The organism is Acinetobacter sp. CAU_H_60, from assembly GCF_058599385.1.
This window is the reverse complement of sequence record NZ_CM178653.1, coordinates 2,262,771-2,282,262: the sequence shown is the minus strand read 5'-3', so window position 1 is coordinate 2,282,262 and position 19,492 is coordinate 2,262,771. Positions and strand designations below refer to the sequence as shown.

General features: G+C 44.8%; 18 protein-coding genes. 9 read left to right on the top strand and 9 right to left on the bottom strand.

From position 1 onward, the window contains the following. Positions 1-48 precede the first annotated feature (48 nt). Positions 49-321: a hypothetical protein gene (locus AC4MBN_RS10725; RefSeq protein WP_004784921.1), complete on the top strand. Its 273-nt coding sequence runs from the start codon at positions 49-51 to the stop codon at positions 319-321. 138 nt (positions 322-459) lie between these two features. Continuing rightward, the gene (locus AC4MBN_RS10720) at positions 460-957 is read left to right on the top strand and encodes a DUF2505 family protein (RefSeq protein WP_005236909.1); all 498 of its coding nucleotides are present in this window, start codon (positions 460-462) and stop codon (positions 955-957) included. A 53-nt stretch (positions 958-1,010) separates the two neighbouring features. Here the strand turns inward: AC4MBN_RS10720 and AC4MBN_RS10715 are convergent, their stop codons facing one another. Beyond that, positions 1,011-2,288 (bottom strand): MFS transporter, encoded by a 1,278-nt coding sequence (locus AC4MBN_RS10715; RefSeq protein ID WP_419364532.1) that lies wholly within the window; start codon positions 2,286-2,288, stop codon positions 1,011-1,013. A 317-nt stretch (positions 2,289-2,605) separates the two neighbouring features. Between AC4MBN_RS10715 and def the strand changes: the two genes are divergently transcribed. Further along, positions 2,606-3,094: a peptide deformylase gene (gene def / locus AC4MBN_RS10710; protein ID WP_491880193.1), complete on the top strand. Its 489-nt coding sequence runs from the start codon at positions 2,606-2,608 to the stop codon at positions 3,092-3,094. Here def and AC4MBN_RS10705 read toward each other — a convergent pair whose 3' ends face one another. The 8 genes from AC4MBN_RS10705 to sdsA all read right to left on the bottom strand — a co-directional run bounded on the left by AC4MBN_RS10705 (position 3,095) and on the right by sdsA (position 13,759). Next, entirely contained in the window at positions 3,095-3,532 is a 438-nt protein-coding gene (locus AC4MBN_RS10705; protein WP_180012716.1) for a YbjQ family protein, read from the bottom strand. It lies immediately after the preceding gene. 3 nt (positions 3,533-3,535) lie between these two features. Beyond that, complete coding sequence (locus AC4MBN_RS10700) at positions 3,536-3,892, bottom strand: YbjQ family protein (RefSeq protein WP_103799673.1); 357 nt, start codon at positions 3,890-3,892, stop codon at positions 3,536-3,538. A gap of 106 nt (positions 3,893-3,998) precedes the next feature. After that, positions 3,999-5,465 carry a multidrug efflux RND transporter AdeIJK outer membrane channel subunit AdeK gene (adeK, locus tag AC4MBN_RS10695; protein WP_005236902.1) on the bottom strand — a complete coding sequence of 489 codons (1,467 nt, stop codon included), beginning with the start codon at positions 5,463-5,465 and terminating at the stop codon, positions 3,999-4,001. Continuing rightward, positions 5,465-8,641, bottom strand: coding sequence for an efflux RND transporter permease subunit (locus AC4MBN_RS10690; protein ID WP_284879141.1), 3,177 nt, complete (start codon positions 8,639-8,641; stop codon positions 5,465-5,467). The genes adeK and AC4MBN_RS10690 overlap by 1 nt, the downstream gene beginning before the upstream one ends. Before the next feature lie 13 nt (positions 8,642-8,654). Then, positions 8,655-9,926: an efflux RND transporter periplasmic adaptor subunit gene (locus AC4MBN_RS10685; RefSeq protein ID WP_419364525.1), complete on the bottom strand. Its 1,272-nt coding sequence runs from the start codon at positions 9,924-9,926 to the stop codon at positions 8,655-8,657. A 35-nt stretch (positions 9,927-9,961) separates the two neighbouring features. Further along, the gene (locus AC4MBN_RS10680) at positions 9,962-10,564 is read right to left on the bottom strand and encodes a phosphatase PAP2 family protein (RefSeq protein WP_419374764.1); all 603 of its coding nucleotides are present in this window, start codon (positions 10,562-10,564) and stop codon (positions 9,962-9,964) included. A gap of 159 nt (positions 10,565-10,723) precedes the next feature. After that, on the bottom strand, positions 10,724-12,766 hold the full coding sequence (locus tag AC4MBN_RS10675; RefSeq protein WP_419364521.1) for a site-specific recombinase: 2,043 nt from the start codon (positions 12,764-12,766) through the stop codon (positions 10,724-10,726). 15 nt (positions 12,767-12,781) lie between these two features. Further along, on the bottom strand, positions 12,782-13,759 hold the full coding sequence (sdsA, locus tag AC4MBN_RS10670) for an All-trans-nonaprenyl-diphosphate synthase (protein ID WP_004784900.1): 978 nt from the start codon (positions 13,757-13,759) through the stop codon (positions 12,782-12,784). A gap of 444 nt (positions 13,760-14,203) precedes the next feature. Between sdsA and rplU the strand changes: the two genes are divergently transcribed. From rplU to cysG, 6 genes are all read left to right on the top strand, one after another. Then, on the top strand, positions 14,204-14,515 hold the full coding sequence (rplU, locus tag AC4MBN_RS10665) for a 50S ribosomal protein L21 (RefSeq protein WP_004784898.1): 312 nt from the start codon (positions 14,204-14,206) through the stop codon (positions 14,513-14,515). Positions 14,516-14,534: 19 nt separating this feature from the next. After that, complete coding sequence (gene rpmA / locus AC4MBN_RS10660; RefSeq protein WP_004784896.1) at positions 14,535-14,789, top strand: 50S ribosomal protein L27; 255 nt, start codon at positions 14,535-14,537, stop codon at positions 14,787-14,789. 247 nt (positions 14,790-15,036) lie between these two features. Beyond that, on the top strand, positions 15,037-15,729 hold the full coding sequence (gene lolA / locus AC4MBN_RS10655) for an outer membrane lipoprotein periplasmic chaperone LolA (RefSeq protein WP_004784895.1): 693 nt from the start codon (positions 15,037-15,039) through the stop codon (positions 15,727-15,729). Between the two features lie 167 nt (positions 15,730-15,896). Next, positions 15,897-16,658 carry a DUF3298 domain-containing protein gene (locus tag AC4MBN_RS10650; RefSeq protein WP_419374765.1) on the top strand — a complete coding sequence of 254 codons (762 nt, stop codon included), beginning with the start codon at positions 15,897-15,899 and terminating at the stop codon, positions 16,656-16,658. 100 nt (positions 16,659-16,758) lie between these two features. Beyond that, positions 16,759-18,030, top strand: a complete 1,272-nt coding sequence (gene serS, locus AC4MBN_RS10645; RefSeq protein ID WP_005236894.1) for a serine--tRNA ligase — start codon at positions 16,759-16,761, stop codon at positions 18,028-18,030. Between the two features lie 73 nt (positions 18,031-18,103). After that, positions 18,104-19,477: a siroheme synthase CysG gene (gene cysG / locus AC4MBN_RS10640; protein ID WP_419374766.1), complete on the top strand. Its 1,374-nt coding sequence runs from the start codon at positions 18,104-18,106 to the stop codon at positions 19,475-19,477. Positions 19,478-19,492 lie beyond the last annotated feature (15 nt).

The window sequence follows — 19,492 nt, the reverse complement described above, 5'->3', positions numbered from 1 at the left end:
TTACCTATATGGCATGTAATCGCCTCATACAAAAGGAAGGGCTGCCTCATGCTGATTGATTTTCATCAGGCACAATTACAGAAATTTATGGCTTTAGCGACTCAGGTTGAAGCTGAACCGGAACACTATCTACAGTTTGATTCTGTTTCTGATTTTTATAAGGCCAGCTGGTTAAAGAAATTTCCTGCGGGCACGGTCTGGTATGCTTCCGGTCTGGATGATGGTGCAGAAGAATTTCATGCGGTCATTGAGTATCGTGAAGTTCAGCTTTTACTCAGCTGTGGACCCTGTATATCTGCAAAAATTGCCTGGAAACATTGACCTCAATGCCAATTTTTCTCAATAAAAAAATAATGACAGCCGATGTAAAATTGACTTAAATAGCTTATCTTCTCTGTCAGATGATTCATTTGACTTAATTTGAGTCCATAACCCCTAATAAAAATAAGGAAAATAGATATGGCCCACCAGTTTACCGTAAACGCAATTATTCGCGGTGTTTCGATTGATGAGTTTAAACGTTTGGCAAATGACATCAGTTTGCATGAAGCGGTTTGTCATCGGATCCCTGCTCAAAATATGGAAATTCTAGTTTCAGAAAAGCAGGGACACTTGTATACCCTGAAACGTGCCTACAATCTGGATGTCAAAATTCCGGATATTGCAAAAAAACTGCTAAAAGATGCGTTTCGCTTGCAACGTACCGATGTCAGCAACTTGGAAGAAATGACTTCAGTCGTGGAACTAGGTGCCAATCTGCCGATTGAAGCCAAATGTCAGCGTGCCGTTACAGGTGATGAACAGCAGATCCAGTTCCAGTTAAACTGGACGGTGAATGTGAAAGTGCCTTTGGTCGGGGGCATGCTGGAAAAACATGCCGAAGGTGAAATCCGTAAATTCAGTGAGATCGAGATCAGCATTGTGGAAGATGAGCTACGCAAGAATCTGAAAGCTTAAGCTCGTATTTTTACGCTTAAAAAAAGAGCCTGTGAGTCAGGCTCTTTTTTATTTTAGGTTGTTTTTTCAAATTTGCTGCGGTAAAGCAGGGCAGTGAATAAGGTCACTAGACAAACGGTCCAGATATAGTACAGGGCGCCAATATTGCTATACAGGCTTAACCATTGCACCAGTGGCAAGGTAATCCCACCTGCAATCGCATAGGCCAGATTATAGGAAAATGAAATTCCGCTGAAACGGATTTGTGCCGGGAACATTTTCACCATGCTATAAGACACCATGCCCACGGTTCCTGAGCTTAAACCGAGCAACATGTAAAGCATGAACACCGTTGACGCTTCAACATGACCCAGACTGTGATAAAAAATCCCAGCCACTACCGCGACAAAAATAGAGCCAAGTAAAATGACCTTGCCTGCACCGAAACGGTCAGCCAGTACACCAGCGATAATACAACCGAGCATTTGCATCAGGATTGCAGCACTTTGCATCTTGAACGCATCAGCACGTTCGAAACCAAAACTGGCCACGAGCAAATTTGGCATCGCCAGAATTAACACCACCACACAGCCGGTCAGGAACCAGGTAAATAACATCCCAATGCCTACAGCAGTTTTGTGGCTTAACAATACTTGTTTGACCGGTAATTCTTTCGCCAGTTCTTTTTTCGCTTGCATGGCTTTAAAAACTGGAGTTTCTTTCAAATAACTGCGCAGGTAAAGGGCAATAAAACCGAAAATCCCACCTAGAATGAAGGGAACGCGCCAAGCCCAGTCTTTGATTTCCGCTTCAGTGAACTGAAGTGAAATAAATAGCGACATTAGGGCACCAAGTAGAATCCCGAGCGATAGGCCGGCAGTCAGCAAACCATTGGCAATCCCAATCCGGCGTTCTGGTACATGCTCAGACACGAAGGTCCAGGCAGCGGGAATTTCACCGCCAATCGCAATACCTTGAACTACACGCATCAATAGCAGCAGCAGTGGTGCAGCATAACCAATACTTTCAAAGGTCGGCATGATCCCGATCATGAGGGTCGGTAGCGCCATCAGCAAGATGGATAAACTGAACAGACGTTTACGACCGATCAGATCTCCAAAATGCGCCATCACTACACCACCGAGTGGGCGGAAGAAATAGCCTGCGGCAAAGATGCCATAGGTATTCAGCATGGCCCAAAATGGACTCAGGGTACTTGGAAAGAACAGTTCGGAAATTAGTTTGGCGTAGAACACATAAATGACAAAATCATAGAATTCCAGTGCGCCACCTAGGGACGATAGTCCGAGGGTGCGTTTGTCAGCACGGCTCAGATAGGGTTGTGCATTCATGTGGTCGTTCCATTATTTAATATCCATGACTTGAGTGCTGATTTTAAAGAAGGGTTATTTTCTTGAATAATCAATCTTTCTTTGTTTAACCTAAACTAAAAGTTATTAAAATTTAAACGAATAAAATTATTTGGAATATTTTGATTATTTATTTTCATTTTAAGTAAAATTTTTAAGGCAAAAATAAGTTGGAGTTCGCAATATTACTTAAAACACAGCTTATCTTTTTTAAACGTATTTATTCATTTTAGCCTGATGTTCATTCTGTAATTTTCCCTCTAAGATAGAATTGGATGAAAAAATTACAGGATAACGCGATGACAAATACCTTGGCAGTAGCACAGCAAGGTGGGGCCATTTTGACCCTAATTGCCAACCCGGTTACTCAGGTTGAATTTTGCAGTAATTGGTTGAGGCAATTTAATAGTGCCTTGATGGAAACCATGCAACAACGTCAGGGTGTGGGCATTGCAGCACCGCAGGTTTATGTCTCTAAACGCATTATTATTGTCGCATCACGGCCCAATTTACGTTATCCAGACGCGCCGTATATGGAAGCTGTGACCATGATCAATCCGGAGATTATCAGTGCTTCAGCTATGCAAGTATTGGGTGAGGAAGGCTGTTTAAGTGTGCCCGAACAAAGAGGGAGAGTAGCTCGAGCAGAAGAGATTCAGGTACGTTATTTTACCTTAGAGGGAAATGAAGTGGTTCAGTCGTTTAAAGGCTTTCCGGCACGAATTGTACAGCACGAAATTGATCACCTGAATGGAATTTTATTTGTAGAGAAACTTGCAGAAGCATAATTACTTGGCTTGAATTGCGGTGCCATAAGCGAAGACTTCAACCATACCACCTTGCATGCCAAGTTCGGTAGTACTGAGACGGATTCCCATAATCTGGTCAGCACCCATTTTTTCTGCTTCCAGTTTTAACCGTACTATAGCTTCACGTCGTGCCCGTTCAACGACACTCTCATAACTGGTCAAACGACCACCTAACATGTTTTGCACATTAGCAATCGCATATTTAAAGTAATCATGTGAAATCACCACATTGCTGCTGATCATATGGCCGGGGAATGTAGATTCGATGAAACGGCTATTATTGACCTGGATATAAGCCAAACGCTGTTCCTGTTCATCCAGATATTGCAGATGCTTGCGCTCGTTATAGCGACCAAAACCGAAACCCACGCTGAACAGAATGGCAAAAATGACAATCTGTATAATCAATCCATCCATACATTAGTTCGCCTGTGGAAATGGATCAGGCAGTTTAGGCATGACTGGATCAACGATGACTGCTGTGCCATAAACAAACAGTTCAGAAGCACCTTGGGCAATATTTGAGGTAGAAAAACGAATACCCACAATCGCATTGGCACCCATACTGCGAGCTTTTTCAATCATCCGGTTCATGGCTTCCTGACGGGATTCTTCCAGTAATTCGGTATAAGCGGTCAACTCGCCACCGACAATATTTTTCAGGCCGGCCAGTAAATCACGTCCAACATGCTTACTGCGCACAGTACTGCCATAGACCACATCGATTTGCTGGCGAATGGTATGTCCCGGTACAGATTCAAGATTGCTCAACAACATGCAGATATCTTCTTAATCAATCGTATAATCATGAAGATAGAAAATCTCCTTTGAAAAAGCAATAAAAAAGCCCACCGAAGTGAGCTTTTCTGAAAAGGGGCTGGACTTATTTTGCCTGTTCCGCACGACGCTGTTCGGTCACAGACGGACGATACGGTACAGTGTCTGAGGTGTTAACTTTCAAACCACCACCAAGACTCTTGTACAGTTCAACCTGGCTGTTCAGATTCGCCTGTTCAAGTAATAACAAACCTTGTTCCGCTGCATATGAAGCACGTTGTGCATCCAGTACAGTCAAATAGCTGTCAATACCGGCACGGAAACGTGCTAGAGACAGGCGGTAAGTCGTGTTGGTCGCATCAACTAGACGGCGTTGAGCAGCAATACGGTCACCAATATTCTGACGTACCGCTAGGGCATCATTCACTTCACGGAATGCAGTCTGAATTGATTTTTCATAATCTGACAGCGCAATTTGCTGATCTGTTTCAGAAATACGAATATTGGCCTGACGTGTACCCCAGTCAAAGATTGGAATATCCAAGCTTGGGCCTACAGACCACGCAAAACTGCCAGACTTGAACAGATCACCCAGATCTGCAGATGCGAAACCTGCAGAACCGGTCAGACTGATCGTTGGGTACAGACGCGCACGGGCAGCACCAATATTGGCACCTGCCGCAGACAGACGGTATTCAGCTGCACGTACATCCGGACGGTTAATCAGCAGGTCACTTGGTAAGCCAGCACCTAGTGCCGCATTAGAGGTAATGCGGGTAACACGTTGTGCCGGTAACAGGTTAGCCGGTACAGGTTGACCTACAAGCAGATTTAATAAGTTTTGTGCCTGAGCCACCTGAGTACGATAGTTGGCAACATCATTACGTGCAGTTTCAACAGAAATCTGTGCCTGACGTACTGGAAGTTCGCTATCGATCCCCACATCAAAACGTTTCTTGTTCAGGTTATAAGATTCAAGCTGGGCTTTCAGCGTTTGCTCAGCCAACGCCAGATTGGCATTGGCAAATGAGTAACTGAGCCATGCTTGAGCCACCTGACCAATCAGGGAAATCTGAGTCGCATCACGCGCACTTTGAGTCGCCAGATAAGTATCTAAAGCATTATCACGCAAGCTGCGCACACGACCCCAGAAATCCAGCTCAAATGCAGTTACGCCTAGACCGACATTATAAGTCGTTACAGCGCCACGGCTTTGCGGGTTGTTACTGCCAGTATCCTGACGTAACACGCTGCCGCTCGCACCAATGGTTGGCAGGCGATCATTTTCAGAAATCTGATAAGCCTGTTGGGCACGTTGAATGTTTAATGCGGCAGTACGCAAATCACGGTTATTGGTCAATGCCAGATCCAGTACCTGTAACAGGCGCTGGTCAGCAAAGAATTCTTTATAACCCTGTTCTGCTACAGAAGTACCTGAAGCATTGGTATAACTGCTTGGGATATTTGCCTCTGCAACGGGCTCTGGGCCACGCATGCTTTGACATGCAGTCAAAGCAAGCGCGAGGGCAGATACCGCAATGCTACGACCTGTAATAGACCATATATTTTGCATTACGACTTGTACTCCTGATTTTGTTGTTTTGGTTTGTATTTAAAGATACTTCGAATCCACACATAGAATACAGGAATAAAGAAGATACCTAAAAGGGTCGAACTGATTACACCACCAAGGACACCATAACCGACGGAGTGCTGGCTACCGGCACCGGCACCTGAAGCAAGTGCTAGTGGAAGTACACCAAAACCGAAGGCTAGGGTGGTCATGATAATTGGACGTAAACGCATTTTTGCTGCATGCAGGGTCGCATCAAACAACTCTTCGCCCTGTTCTTGCAGCTCTTTGGCGAATTCTACAATCAAGATTGCGTTTTTCGCAGAAAGACCAATTACGGCAATAATCGCTACCTGGAAGTAGATGTTATTCGACAGGTTCGGGTCTTTAAACAAAATCATACCGCCAAAGGTCAATAACAATGCACCCACGATACCTAGTGGTACAACCAGAAGAACCGAGAATGGAATTGACCAGCTTTCATACAATGCAGCCAGACACAGGAACACGATCAACAGTGAAAGCGCGTACAAGAATGGTGCTTGTGCGCCAGACTCACGTTCTTCTAGAGACAGACCTGTCCATTCATAGTCGAAACCTTGCATGCCCATTTCAGGAAGCTTGGCAATGATTTCTTCCATCGCACGCATTGCATCACCTGAGCTCACGCCCGGTGCCGGTGTACCCTGAATGTTCATCGCAGATACGCCGTTATAACGTTCCAGACGAGGCGAACCATAGGTCCATTCACCGGTTGCGAACGCCGAGAATGGTACCATTTCGCCACGGTTGTTACGAACATACCACTGGTTCAGATCTTCTGGCATCATACGAGAACTAGCTTCACCCTGTACATATACTTTCTTCACACGACCACGGTCAAGGAAGTCGTTGATGTACGAACCACCCCACGCCATGCTCATGGTGCTGTTAATTTCAGAAATGCTGACACCTAAAGCACCGGCTTGTGCATGATCGACAATCACACGGTACTGCGGGTTATCTTCCTGACCATTTGGACGGACACCTGCAAGACGTTTGTCTTGTGCAGCCAGACCCAGAACAGTATTACGCGCTGCCAAAAGTTGCTCATGGCTTTGACCACTTGCTGCTTTTAACTGCATGTTAAAGCCGGCAGATACACCCAGTTCAGGCATTGCTGGCAATTGTAATGGCATGATGTAAGACGCATCTTTCACAATCATGTTCAGTGCCATACCACGCTGGATAATTGCACCGACCTGTGATTCTGGTGTGGTACGTTCAGACCAGTCTTTCAGTTTGATAAATGCCAGACCAGCGTTTTGACCTACACCTGTGAATGAGAAACCAGCCACACTGAAGACAGATTGGACATGATCTTTTTCATTTTCCAGGAAGTAGCCTGTCATGGTATTGATGACTTTATCGGTACGTTCCAAGGTTGCATTTGGTGGCAACTGTACCAGCGTCATCACGACACCTTGGTCCTCATCAGGTAAGAATGAAGAAGGCAGTTTCTGGAAGATCAGCACAATAATCCCGATCACCACCGCATAGATGATACCGGAGAAAATCTTGTGGTGTGTCATACGATTGACGCCGCCCTGATATTTCACAGAAACACGGTCAAAGCTATGGTTAAACCAGCGGAAAAAACGCGCAGCCGGATTGTTACTTTGCGGCTTGTTCGGATCATGCTGTTTCAGAATGGTCGCACACAGGGCAGGGGTAAAGGTTAAGGCCACCACCAGTGACAGAACCATTGCTGTGACCAGCGTGATTGAGAACTGACGATAGATAACCCCTGTAGAACCACCAAAGAATGCCATTGGTACGAATACTGCAGACAGTACAGAGGTAATACCGATCAGCGCACCAGAGATCTGTTTCATCGACTTTTCAGTCGCGCTCACAGGATCAAGATGCTCTTCAGCCATGACACGTTCAACGTTTTCGACCACAACGATCGCATCATCGACCAGCAGACCAATCGCAAGAACCATCGCAAACATGGTTAAGGTGTTGATCGAGAAGCCGAAGATATTAATGATTGCAAAAGTACCCAGTACAACCACTGGAACGGCCATGGTTGGAATAATCGTTGCGCGCCAGTTCTGCAAGAACAGGAACATCACGATGAAGACCAGAATGACTGCTTCAATGAGAGTATGAACCACCGATTCAATCGATAACTGAATGAATGGTGTGGTATCAAATGCCAGTGTATCTACCATCCCTTGAGGATAGTTAGGACGTAACTGTTTTAAACGTTCTTCAACTGCTTCAGCGGTATCCAGCGCATTGGCACCAGTTGCAAGTTTAATCGCAACACCGCCAGCCGGTTTACCGTTGAATTTAGAATCAAACTGATAGTTGTCTGCACCCAGTTCTACACGTGCGACATCGCCCAGACGGACTTGAGCACCTGAAGTGGTATTTTTCAAGAAGATGTTTTCGAACTGTTCAGGTGTTTGCAGCAGACTTTGCGCATTCACCGTCGCATTCAGCACCTGACCTTCAATCTGTGGCGCACCACCTAATTGACCGACAGCCACCTGAGCGTTCTGGGTACGGATTGCCTGAGCCACATCACTTGGAGTCACTTGCAGACTAGCCATTTTGGCAGGATCCAGCCAGATACGCATTGCATACGAACCACCAAAGACCTGAACTTCACCAACCCCAGCCACACGGCTTAAAGGTTCAGAAATATTTGAGTTCACATAGTCTTTAATGTCATCTGCAGTCAGGCTGCCATCAGGCGAATAGAAAGCTAATACCTGAAGGAAGCTGGCACCAGATTTGGTCACACGTACACCCTGACGTTGTACATCATCAGGTAAAAGTGCAGTCGCAGACTGTAACTTGTTTTGTACCTGTACCTGAGCAATATCTGGATCAACACCCTGTTCAAAGTTTAAAGCGATCGATGCCTGACCGTTACCGGCACTGTTCGAAGAAATATAACGCAAGCCATCCAGACCGTTCATCTGCTGCTCGATGATCTGCGTTACTGTATTTTCTACAGTCGCTGCAGATGCACCCGGATAAGTCGCAGAAATGGTGACTGTCGGTGGCGCGATCGTCGGATACTGAGCAATTGGCATTTTGCTGATGGTCAAAATACCCGCCAGCATAATTACCAATGCAATCACCCATGCAAAAATCGGGCGATGGATAAAGAATTGAGCCATGAACCATTACTCCTTATGCATTTGCAGCAGGTTTTTGTTCAGGTTGTTTCTTTGCATCATCTGCCTTTTTTGCATCTGCTGCAGGTTGTTGTGCAGCTGGTTGAGCAGCACCTTGTGGGGCCGCTGCTTGAGGTTGATAAGGTTTAGGCACCACTTGCTGTTCAGGTTTTACCTTGGCAATACCGTCAACAATCACTTTATCACCCGGATTCAAACCTTCGGTTACGATCCAGTTGCTGCCTTGAGTACCGACTGTCGTTACTGGACGTGGAGTTACTTTATTGTCAGCACCCACCAGCATCGCCATAGCCTGACCCGTAGGTGTACGGGTTAACGCCGCTTGTGGAATCAGGAAGGCATTTGGAATTTCGCCTTGCACGATTTGCGCTGTGGCAAACATACCTGGCAGAAGTAAATGGTTTTTGTTCGGGAATACTGCACGTAAAGTCACAGTACCTGTTTCAGGGTTCACGCTGGCATCCGAGAATGCAAGACGGCCTTCGACAGGGTAGATGCTGCCATCTTCAAGCTTTAACTTCACTTTGGTGTTGTTTGAGCTGTTGAGGTTGCCTTTGCTTAGCTGTTGACGCAGGCGCAGCAGTTCAGCACTGGATTGGTTGATATCTACATAGATTGGATCTAGGCGCTGAATCGTAACCAGTGGTTCTGTCTGATTTGCAGTCACTAACGCACCCGCCGTAATCGAAGAACGGTTAGTTTGACCAGAAATCGGTGCACGTACGGTTGAATAGCCCAGGTTGATTTCAGCATTACGTAAAGTTGCACGGTTGGCATTCAAATCAGCTTCAGCCAGTTTCACCTGTGCTGCGATGTCATCGTATTCCTGTTTAGAAATGGCATTGGTACCGACCAGTTGACGGTAACGACCTTCTTTAACACGCAATACACCTAAATTCGCTTCAGCACGGGCAATCGCTGCACGGGCATTATCGACAGTAGTACGGTTAGTGCTTGAGTCGATTTCATACAGCGCCTGACCTTCACGGACATAGCTACCTTCAGTGAATAAGCGTTTAAGCACCACACCACTAGCCTGTGGACGTACTTCAGAAATCTCAAATGCTGTTGTACGACCTGAGAGCTCTACAGACTGCTCGACACTTTGTGGCTGTGCAACAAGAATACCGACTTCAGTCGGTGGCATTTGCTGCTGAGCACCAGCTTGCTGGCCCTCTTTAGGATCTTTGCTACAACCAACAAGTGCAATACTTGTTGCTAATGCGCAAGCAGTCAGGGCGGGTGCCCAAAGCTTTGCAGACATCATTGTTCCACCTCAATTGGATTCTTATCTAAATTTTTTTATTTGTGAGCCGTGCAATATCTGATCCAGACCATATACCACAACGAAATCCAAATAAAACTTATACTCCAGCCGGATATGACATCTGAAGGAAAATGTACACCTAGATAAACTCTTGAAACACCCATAATCAGCATCCATGCACTTGCACCCATCCAGATGATGGTATGTCGGGGATGTTGCCGATATATGAACATTGCCAGACAGCCGAGACAGGCTGCATAGACGCTATGGGCACTCGGGAAGGAGCTTCCATAGCTTTCAACCAGATGAAAAGACTCTGCTGGTCGAGGTCGGGCAATACTGAATTTTAAAAGCCAGCCTAGGAGAATTCCTCCGATAATTCCGATACATATAAAAATTACGCTTGCATGCTTTTTATACCACAGTAGAAAAATACACCATAGTGTGGATAAAAATAATACAAATGGCATGCCACCTATCACTGATAAGGACTGATTAATTTGATTTAAAAATTCTGTGCGATAGCCGCTAATCCATTCTATTGCAAGCACATCTAACTGGCTTAAAGTTGCAATATCAAGAAATAACGCACTGAAAATTAAAAATAAAATTCCGACAATAAGTAACAAGTAATGCATGCCAAAAATCCTTGTCCTTTTAACCGTTATTCAGCCGGTTAACTGTCTGCGCTAAAGTGTACTTGCCAGTACACTTTTTTTCAAGAGTGCGTATTTTATGCAAATTCCATTTTTTATTTATGGGATTTTGTACCTAAATGCCAAAATATTCTCGCAATTTTACAGTTTTGTGGATGTATGATTTTCGTCAATTTCAATGGTTTGCTTCGGCGGCCAGAAAAACTCACTTGGGCGAGTCAGGAAATGGGTCATGACCAGTTTAGCGAGCGGTTTCCACTGTTCGAAACGCACCCGTCGTGCGCGTAATGCCACAATAATGGTCAGGCTGAAACTTACAAAAAGGTTAGTCAGACCAATCAGCAGAACACCCAGGAAAGAGATGATAATGAGTCCAATATCTGGACCATTAATATTGATCAGTCCTTGGATAAAGTTGGCAGAGGCAAAGGCAATATGACGAATATCTAAAGGCAGACCGAGAATGAAACCGATGGTACCCATACTGCCCAGCATAACCCCAAAAATGAAATTACCCGCCAGTGCACCCAGATTACGCTCAATATAATCGGCAAATCGATGCAAACGTTCTTGTCCCATCAGTTGTGACAGGCGCACATGAGCTCTCAGACGAGGACCGACCTTCCGATACACTGCCATATTGTCGAAATAACCGGCTAATAGGCCTGACAGGAACAAACATACGCCAGCCACTGCTGCATGAGGAATCGCTAAAGAAGTGAATGGATTCAGGTCATATAAGGTTTTGGCTGCTTTGGCATGTGTCATTAATGGCTCATGTAGGGCAAATTCCCACATCAGGGCAATCAGTGCTGCAACCGGAATTGCGATGGAAATATTCCCAAGAATCGCGACAAACTGGGTCCGAATGATATTCACAATCAATGCAGCCAGTTCAGCAATCTGGGCGGTTTTCGAACCCTTACGCTGTTGTACGGTAGAAGCCAGTGCAGCTGCGGTCATGGCCGGCTGTTTGGTTGCAACGGTAAAGTGCAGCACATGAATGAGCATAAAACCGAGCGAATAGTTCATGCTATAGCTAAAGGCCTGCATTAAAGGTGCCATCGTGACACGCGCCATTAAGACTTTCAGCGAGGCCATAAAGGCAATGATGATACCGGCACCGGCTGCCGATTTGTACATAGCCAGAAAGCCTTGCTTGTCAGTACTTACATAATGTTCACCGGTTTTACTGGCATTTTCAGTCACCTGTAAAGCCAGGAGTTCACTATTGGTAGTCAGTAAAGCACGTACACTACGTTCACTATAGATTGCTTCAGTAATATCTGCGATAAACAGGCCAATGGACTGATAACGCAGGTCATCGTCATCCAGCACCATATTTAGCAGGATTTCGATCCGTTCCAGACATTGTTCTAGTAAAGCCAGCATATAGGTGAGGCTGACACTGACCCCAATCCGTTTGGTAGAGCGGCGAATCTTAGCGACAACATCGTGACACTGCTCCAGCATGACCAGAGCTTGGGAAGCATCTGGCGGCGTAATCGCATCCACCAGTTCTACCGTGTTATAGCGTTTTTTATATTCTTGGATAAATTCAATGATCTCGCGGTTTTGCACCAAAAAAGGTGATTCATATTCCATGAGCTCAGGCTGGGCATTAATAAATTCAGGATGCAGACCGATCCCACTTACCCGGTAGGACAGAATCGTTAATGATTTAATGATCTGATCTTTGATTCGGGTTTTTTCTGCCTGATTAGAATGGCCCTGATTTACAACGGCAAAAAGTCGCTGCCAATCCGCTTCATCAAAATAATCCAGCCAGTATTTGTCGGTACGCAAATAGAAAATCTTGCGGAACAATTCCTGGAGCTGTAAATGATCTGGAATCACCGGCAGGATATGCGCCCCGATCCGCTGATTCAGCTGGTTCCAGAAACCATCTAAAGAAAGAATCCCGGTATCTGAAAACAGGCTGGCTTGTTTATAGCGGTTGATAACTCTTAAAGTGAAACTTTGTAAGGTTAAGACTGCATTGGGAGTGAGCAGTAAAGCCCGGATAAATGCATTAAATTTTGTTTCGATTTCTTCTGTATTTCTGCTGTCTTCTGGGCGTATACGTTCTACAAGTTGGATGAGCAGATTCTCATCCAGCACCGCCTGTGGTTGTTCAAGCTGGTGCTGCATGCTTTGAAAAATATCAAGAAAATTAATATGCATAGGCGAGGTAAGCGGCTATTGAATCCGGTGAAGAGCCAGTTTGGCCAGATTAACGAGGGCCTGACGATACTCTGAATCGGGTAGTGCATTCAAGGCTTGAATTGCAATTTCTGTTTCTTCGGTTGCACGCTGGCGGCAATAATCCAAGGCACCAGAATCATTTACAATCTTGATGACTTCTGCCAAATGATCTGTTCCGCCCGTTGCAATACTGCGACGGATAATTTCATGCGATTCCCCGGTTGTATTTTTCATGGCAGCAATCAATGGCAGAGTAGGTTTACCTTCCATCAGGTCATCACCGATGTTTTTTCCTAAGGTTTCAGCATCAGATGTATAGTCCAGAATGTCATCAATAATCTGGAAAGCATTACCGAAGTGACCAGCAAATTTACGTAGCGGTTCACGGAACTCAGTCTTATCTGAAAGAATAGCTGCACCTTCGGTCGCTAGTTCAAACAGGCGAGAAGTCTTGCCATGAATAATACTTAAATAGGTTTCTTCTGAGGTTTCTGGCTGATGTTGCGATTGCAGTTGCAGAACTTCGCCTTCGGCAATTTCACAAGTACCCGTAGAGAAGTCTTTGAGCAGGGTCATATTATTAAGGTCGACCAGCAAATCAAAGGCACGCGAAATCAGGAAGTCACCAACTAGCACAGCTGTCTGATTATTCCAGGTGGCATTGGCAGTCGGGCGACCACGGCGTAAACCCGACTCATCCACAACATCATCATGAACTAAAGTTGCCGTATGCAACATTTCGATAATGGCTGCCAGTTTGCGATGCTGTTCCAGTTCTACGGCACCACAGGCTTTCGCTGCCAACAGGCACATGATAGGGCGCATACGCTTGCCGCCAGCTTCAACCACATGCTTGCTGACCGCCATCACCAGCGCCACTTTTGAGGTAATTCCTTCGTTAATGAATGTGTCCATCGCAGCAAAGTCGTTAGCAACAGGAGCGAGAATATCTTGCTTAAAGTCGATGGCCATGTGAAAGAAAACCTCTAGTTTGGTAAATCGCAGCGGGTAGTTTAACAATTTATAACATGAGTGAAAGCTAAGAAAAGCACAAACTCTACTAAAAATCAGCTTTTTATAGCACTTATTCGAGTTTAGCCTAAATTTTGACATTTAAAAAATGAACAATATCTTTCCGCTAAAGTTTTTTTCTAAACATTCTCAGGCAGCCGGAAAACTTGAAATTTAGTAGCGTTTTTTAGTCAGTATATCCGGTATTAATACTTGATTTTGAATGAATAATTTAATGATTTATAGGCTTTGTAATGGAGTTCATGATTATTTCCTTAAAATGGCTTGTTGTTTCTTATAATATCCCTTAAAATCTTTGCCCTTGTATAACCCCCAGTGGCGCGCGTTTTAAGATCGATATATTCCTTTATCGGCACGTCGACACGGGCATGTTTGGAGTACATTATGTACGCAGTAATCCAAAGCGGTGGTAAACAGCACCGTGTAGTTGAGGGTGAAACCCTTAAAGTTGAATTATTGAAAGCTGAAACTGGTTCAACAATTACGTTTGATGACGTACTTATGCTTGTAAACGGTGATAGCATTCAAATCGGTGCTCCAGTTGTAGCTGGCGCTAAAGTAACTGCAGAAGTAGTTAGCCATGGTCGTCACGACAAAATCCGCATCATCAAAATGCGTCGTCGTAAGCACTACCGTAAACAACAAGGTCACCGTCAATGGTTCACTGAGTTGAAAATTACTGGTATCTCAGGCTAATTACTAGGAGTAAATAGACATGGCAACTAAAAAAGCCGGTGGTTCGACTAAGAACGGTCGTGATTCGAATCCTAAGATGTTAGGTGTTAAAGTTTACGGTGGCCAAACTGTAACTGCAGGTAACATCATCGTTCGTCAACGTGGTACTGAATTCCACGCTGGTCAAAACGTAGGTATGGGCCGTGACCATACATTATTTGCTACTGCTGATGGCGTAGTAAAATTCGAAGTGAAAGGTCAATTTGGCCGTCGCTACGTATCTGTTGAAGCATAATTTGCTGAAATAGAAAAAAGACCCACAGTTTCTGTGGGTTTTTTTATGCGTGAAGATTTATCGGCTTATAAAGCTGTGACAGCGAATGTAAATATCACTATTGAATCTTCATCATGATGAATAAAAGCAGGAATTCTGCATTAATAACAATACAAAACTTCTTATTTTCTATCATCTTAGTTTGAGAAATTGGTTTAATATGAGCCATTAGATAAATAGCGATATGCAAATACAAAAAGGTGAGATTATGAGTATGCTTCGTAAAACTGTATGTGCCATAACAATCGGTACGGCGACACTGGCACCTGTCATGAGCACGACTGTATTTGCCGCAACTGCAGCGACGGAGCAGCAAGCTACTGCGAATCTGGTGAAACAGCTCAGCAATATCCGTAGCTTAACTGCAAATTTTGAACAAACCACTAAAGTCACTAATCCGAAAGCGACCCAGAAAAAAGGCTTGACCGCGCAGCACATGAACCAGACCTTTAAAGGTGTGATGAAAGTGGCGCGTCCGGGTAAATTCTACTGGGAAACTTCTAGCCCGTCGAAACAGACTATTGCCACTACAGGTAAAACCGTATGGATCTATGATCCAGACTTGCAGCAAGCAGTGCGTCAGAGTCTAGACGATCAGGTGGCAAATACACCGGCATTATTATTGTCCGGCAATACCAGCCAGATTATGCAATCTTATCGCGTGACCCAGCCGAATAAAGCTAAAACCTATTACACGCTTTATCCGAAAAATACTGATGGGGTTTTTGAAAGCCTGACTATTAGTTTTGGTGCCAACAAAGCGCCTAGCTTGATGATTTTGCAAGATTCATTAGGCCAGACTACGAATATTAAATTTAGTAATGTAAAACTGAATACCACGATTCCGGCATCTACATTTAACTTTACCCCGCCAAAGGGCACAGACATTATTGATCAATAAGCATCAAGATCAACCCAACAAAAAAGCAACCCGAAGGTTGCTTTTTTGTTGTTCATAATCGGGATGGATTTGGAGTCATTACAAGGTTGGCGTATATCTAGAAGTTCAGGCGCTTTAGAATAAACAAAAGTTGAGTTAATGAAATTGCAAAATTTTAGGAGCTCAGGATGAAAATGACTTCATGTAAAATAGGCTGGATCGGTTGTATCTTATGTCTGAATCTGGGGTTATTTGCCTGTCAGCCTCAAACCTCTTCAGTCACTACATCCGCGCAATCAGAAGACACAGGGCAAATCCAGTCCAAAACAGTTCCGGTTAAAGATGCCAATCAGGTCGTATGTGAAATCGAAGGTTGTGTGCGCTTTGATTTGCAGACTGTAGATACCAATATAAGCTGGATTGATCAGTATTTTATGGAGCGGATTCAGCGTACTGAGCCGGTCGCTTTTAGCAAAGTGACCAGTAATAAAATTAAAGCAAAGGATCAGCCGAAATTTATTGATCAGCGTTCCATTCAGGTGAGTTACCTGAATCAGCATGCTCATCTGGCCACTTTTATATTTAAAACTGCTCATCAGCCTGAACGTGTAGCACAGCCCCAATCTCATACTGAATATGTCAATCTGGATCTAAAACAAAAGAAACGTCTAGCTCTTCATCAGGTTATGCGCGGTAATACAGATGAAAAACTGAAACAGGCTCTATATCAAGCGAATAAAGACTGGCTAGATCGTTATCAAATCAACCAGCAGAAACTAGCACTGAGTGACAATTATTATTTTGACGGTCATGGCCTAGTACTGGTCTATCCGGCAGGCGAGTTGAGCAAGACGATCAGTGACATGGCAGAATTAAAAGTACCTTATACAGCATTAAGCGAGATCATCCGGCCTGAATATTTATCACTTTTGCCTCAAACAAGCCCTTAAATATTGCGCTAATAAACTCCAGCCGGTAGGTCAGTCACTGTATTTTTTGACGTTAAGAGCTTACACTATAGCCAGTTTTTTTCTTATCCAAAGATTGGCTATGATCGACCCGAAATTACTTAGAAATAATATTGAGGCTGTAAATTTAGCCTTGGCAAAACGTGGTGTTCAACTGAATGTTGAGGAGTGGGCATCATTAGAAGCTCGCCGTAAAGAGATTCAATCCAAAACTGAATCCTTGCAAGCTGAGCGTAATGCCGGTGCCAAGCAAGTGGGTCAGATCAAAAAAGCAGGTGGCGATGCCTCTGAAATTATGGCACGCATGTCTGCGATTGGTGATGAAATTAAGGCTGCTGAAGCTGCTCTAGCTGAACTGCAAGCTGAACTAGAAGAAAAATCACTGTCTATTCCAAACCTTCCAGATGAATCTGTACCTGAAGGTAAAGACGAAAATGACAATGTGGAAGTCCTGAAATGGGGTACACCACGCGAATTTGATTTTGAAATCAAAGACCATACTGACCTGGGCGAAATGATGGGCGGTCTGGAATTTGAAACTGCGACCAAACTGACCGGTTCACGTTTCAGCGTTCTGAAAGGTCCTTTAGCGCGTCTGCAACGTGCCATCACTCAGTTCATGCTGGATACGCATACCACTAAAAATGGTTATACCGAAGCCTATGTTCCTTATTTGGTAAATGCAGATTCTTTGCGTGGTACAGGTCAGTTACCAAAATTTGAAGAAGACCTGTTCAAGCTGCAAGGTGAGAAAGAATTCTACCTGATCCCTACGGCTGAAGTGCCTGTAACCAACTTCGTGCGTGATGAAATCATTGATGCTGACCGTCTGCCACTAAAATATGCAGCACATACCCCATGTTTCCGTAGTGAAGCTGGCTCTTATGGCCGTGATACCCGTGGTTTGATCCGTCAGCATCAGTTTGACAAAGTTGAGATGGTGCAGATTGTAAAACCAGAAGACTCTATGCAGGCACTGGAAGAGCTAACTGGTCATGCCGAAGGTATTTTGCAGGCTCTTGGCTTGCCATACCGTAAAATCATTCTGTGTGGCGGTGATATGGGCTTTGGTGCATGCAAAACTTATGACCTTGAAGTCTGGGTGCCAAGTCAAAATACGTATCGTGAGATTTCATCTTGCTCAAATATGTGGGATTTCCAGGCACGTCGTATGAAAGCGCGTTACCGTGCTGACCAGAAAAAAACTGAATTCGTACATACGCTGAATGGTTCAGGTCTGGCTGTAGGTCGTACTTTACTGGCAGTCATGGAAAACTATCAACGTGCTGATGGTTCAATTGAGATCCCTGAAGTACTGCGTCCGTATATGGGTGGTGCAACTTACATCGACTAAATGTCGGTGTATGCACCAAAATGTGCATGAAAATTGCTTAGACAGTCAGATTTAAAACTTTTTGAGGCATTTTGTGGATATCTTTCCAATCTCGTTAAAGTTGCAACAGCAACCTTGTCTGATTGTCGGTGGTGGACATATTGCATACCGTAAAGCGGTATTGCTACAGAAAGCAGGGGCAGTCATTTCGGTGGTTGCACCTGAGATCGAAGCGAGTCTGCTTGAGATTGTTCAAGCGACCGCCGGTCAATATGTTCAGGCACCTTTCAATTCTGAAATTCCTCTACGTTCCTACCGTCTGGTGATTGCAGCGACCAATGATGCTGGAGTCAACCGTCAGGTGTTTGAAGACTGTGAAGCTGAAAATGTGCTGGTCAACAGTGTTGATGATCCACCACATTGCCGTTTCATGGTACCAGCGATTATCGACCGCTCACCACTGATTATTTCAGTCGCGAGTAACGGTACTTCACCAGTATTGTCCCGTCAGATCCGCACCCAGCTTGAAGCTACCATTCCACATGGTATGGGTAAACTGGCTGAGTTCTCTGGTAAGTGGCGTAGTGCAGTTAAAGCCAAGATTATTAATCCCGATGAGCGCCGTATCTTTTGGGAAGACTTGTACGCCAGCCCTTTGAAAGAACAGGTATTTAATGACAATCTGGCTGAAGCTGACCGTCTGATTGAACAAGCCTTGAATGAATGGCAAAAGCCAAAAGGTGAAGTTTATCTGGTCGGTGCCGGACCGGGTGATCCAGAGTTATTAACGCTAAAAGCTTTACGTTTGATGCAGCAGGCCGATGTGGTGATCTATGACCGTCTGGTCTCTGCACCGATTATGGATCTCTGTCGCCGTGATGCAGAAAAGATCTATGTCGGTAAGGCGAGGTCCAATCATGCGGTGCCACAAGAAGGGATTAATGCCTTACTGGTGAAATATGCCAGCGAAGGCAAGCGAGTCTGTCGTCTAAAAGGCGGTGATCCGTTTATCTTTGGTCGTGGCGGTGAAGAGATTGAAGAGCTGTTTGCTGCTGGCGTGGCCTTTCAGGTCGTGCCTGGCATTACCGCAGCTTCAGGCTGTTCAGCTTATGCTGGTATTCCGCTCACTCATCGTGATTATGCACAAAGCGTGCGTTTCCTGACAGGTCATTTAAAAGAAGGTTCTCCTGAACTGCCTTGGAATGAACTGGTCTATGAAAACCAGACACTGGTACTTTATATGGGACTGGTGGGACTGGAAAAAATCTGTGCACAATTGATTGAGCATGGTCAGCGTCCAGATATGCCAGTGGCCTTGGTCTCAAAAGGTACCACACCAGAGCAAAAAGTGGTGGTGGGAACGCTCCAAGATATTGCATCGAAAGTGAATGAGCACCATATTCAGGCACCAACCTTGACCATTATTGGTGAAGTGGTGCGTTTACGTGAAAAATTGAAGTGGTCCTAAATGGCCACTGAAATC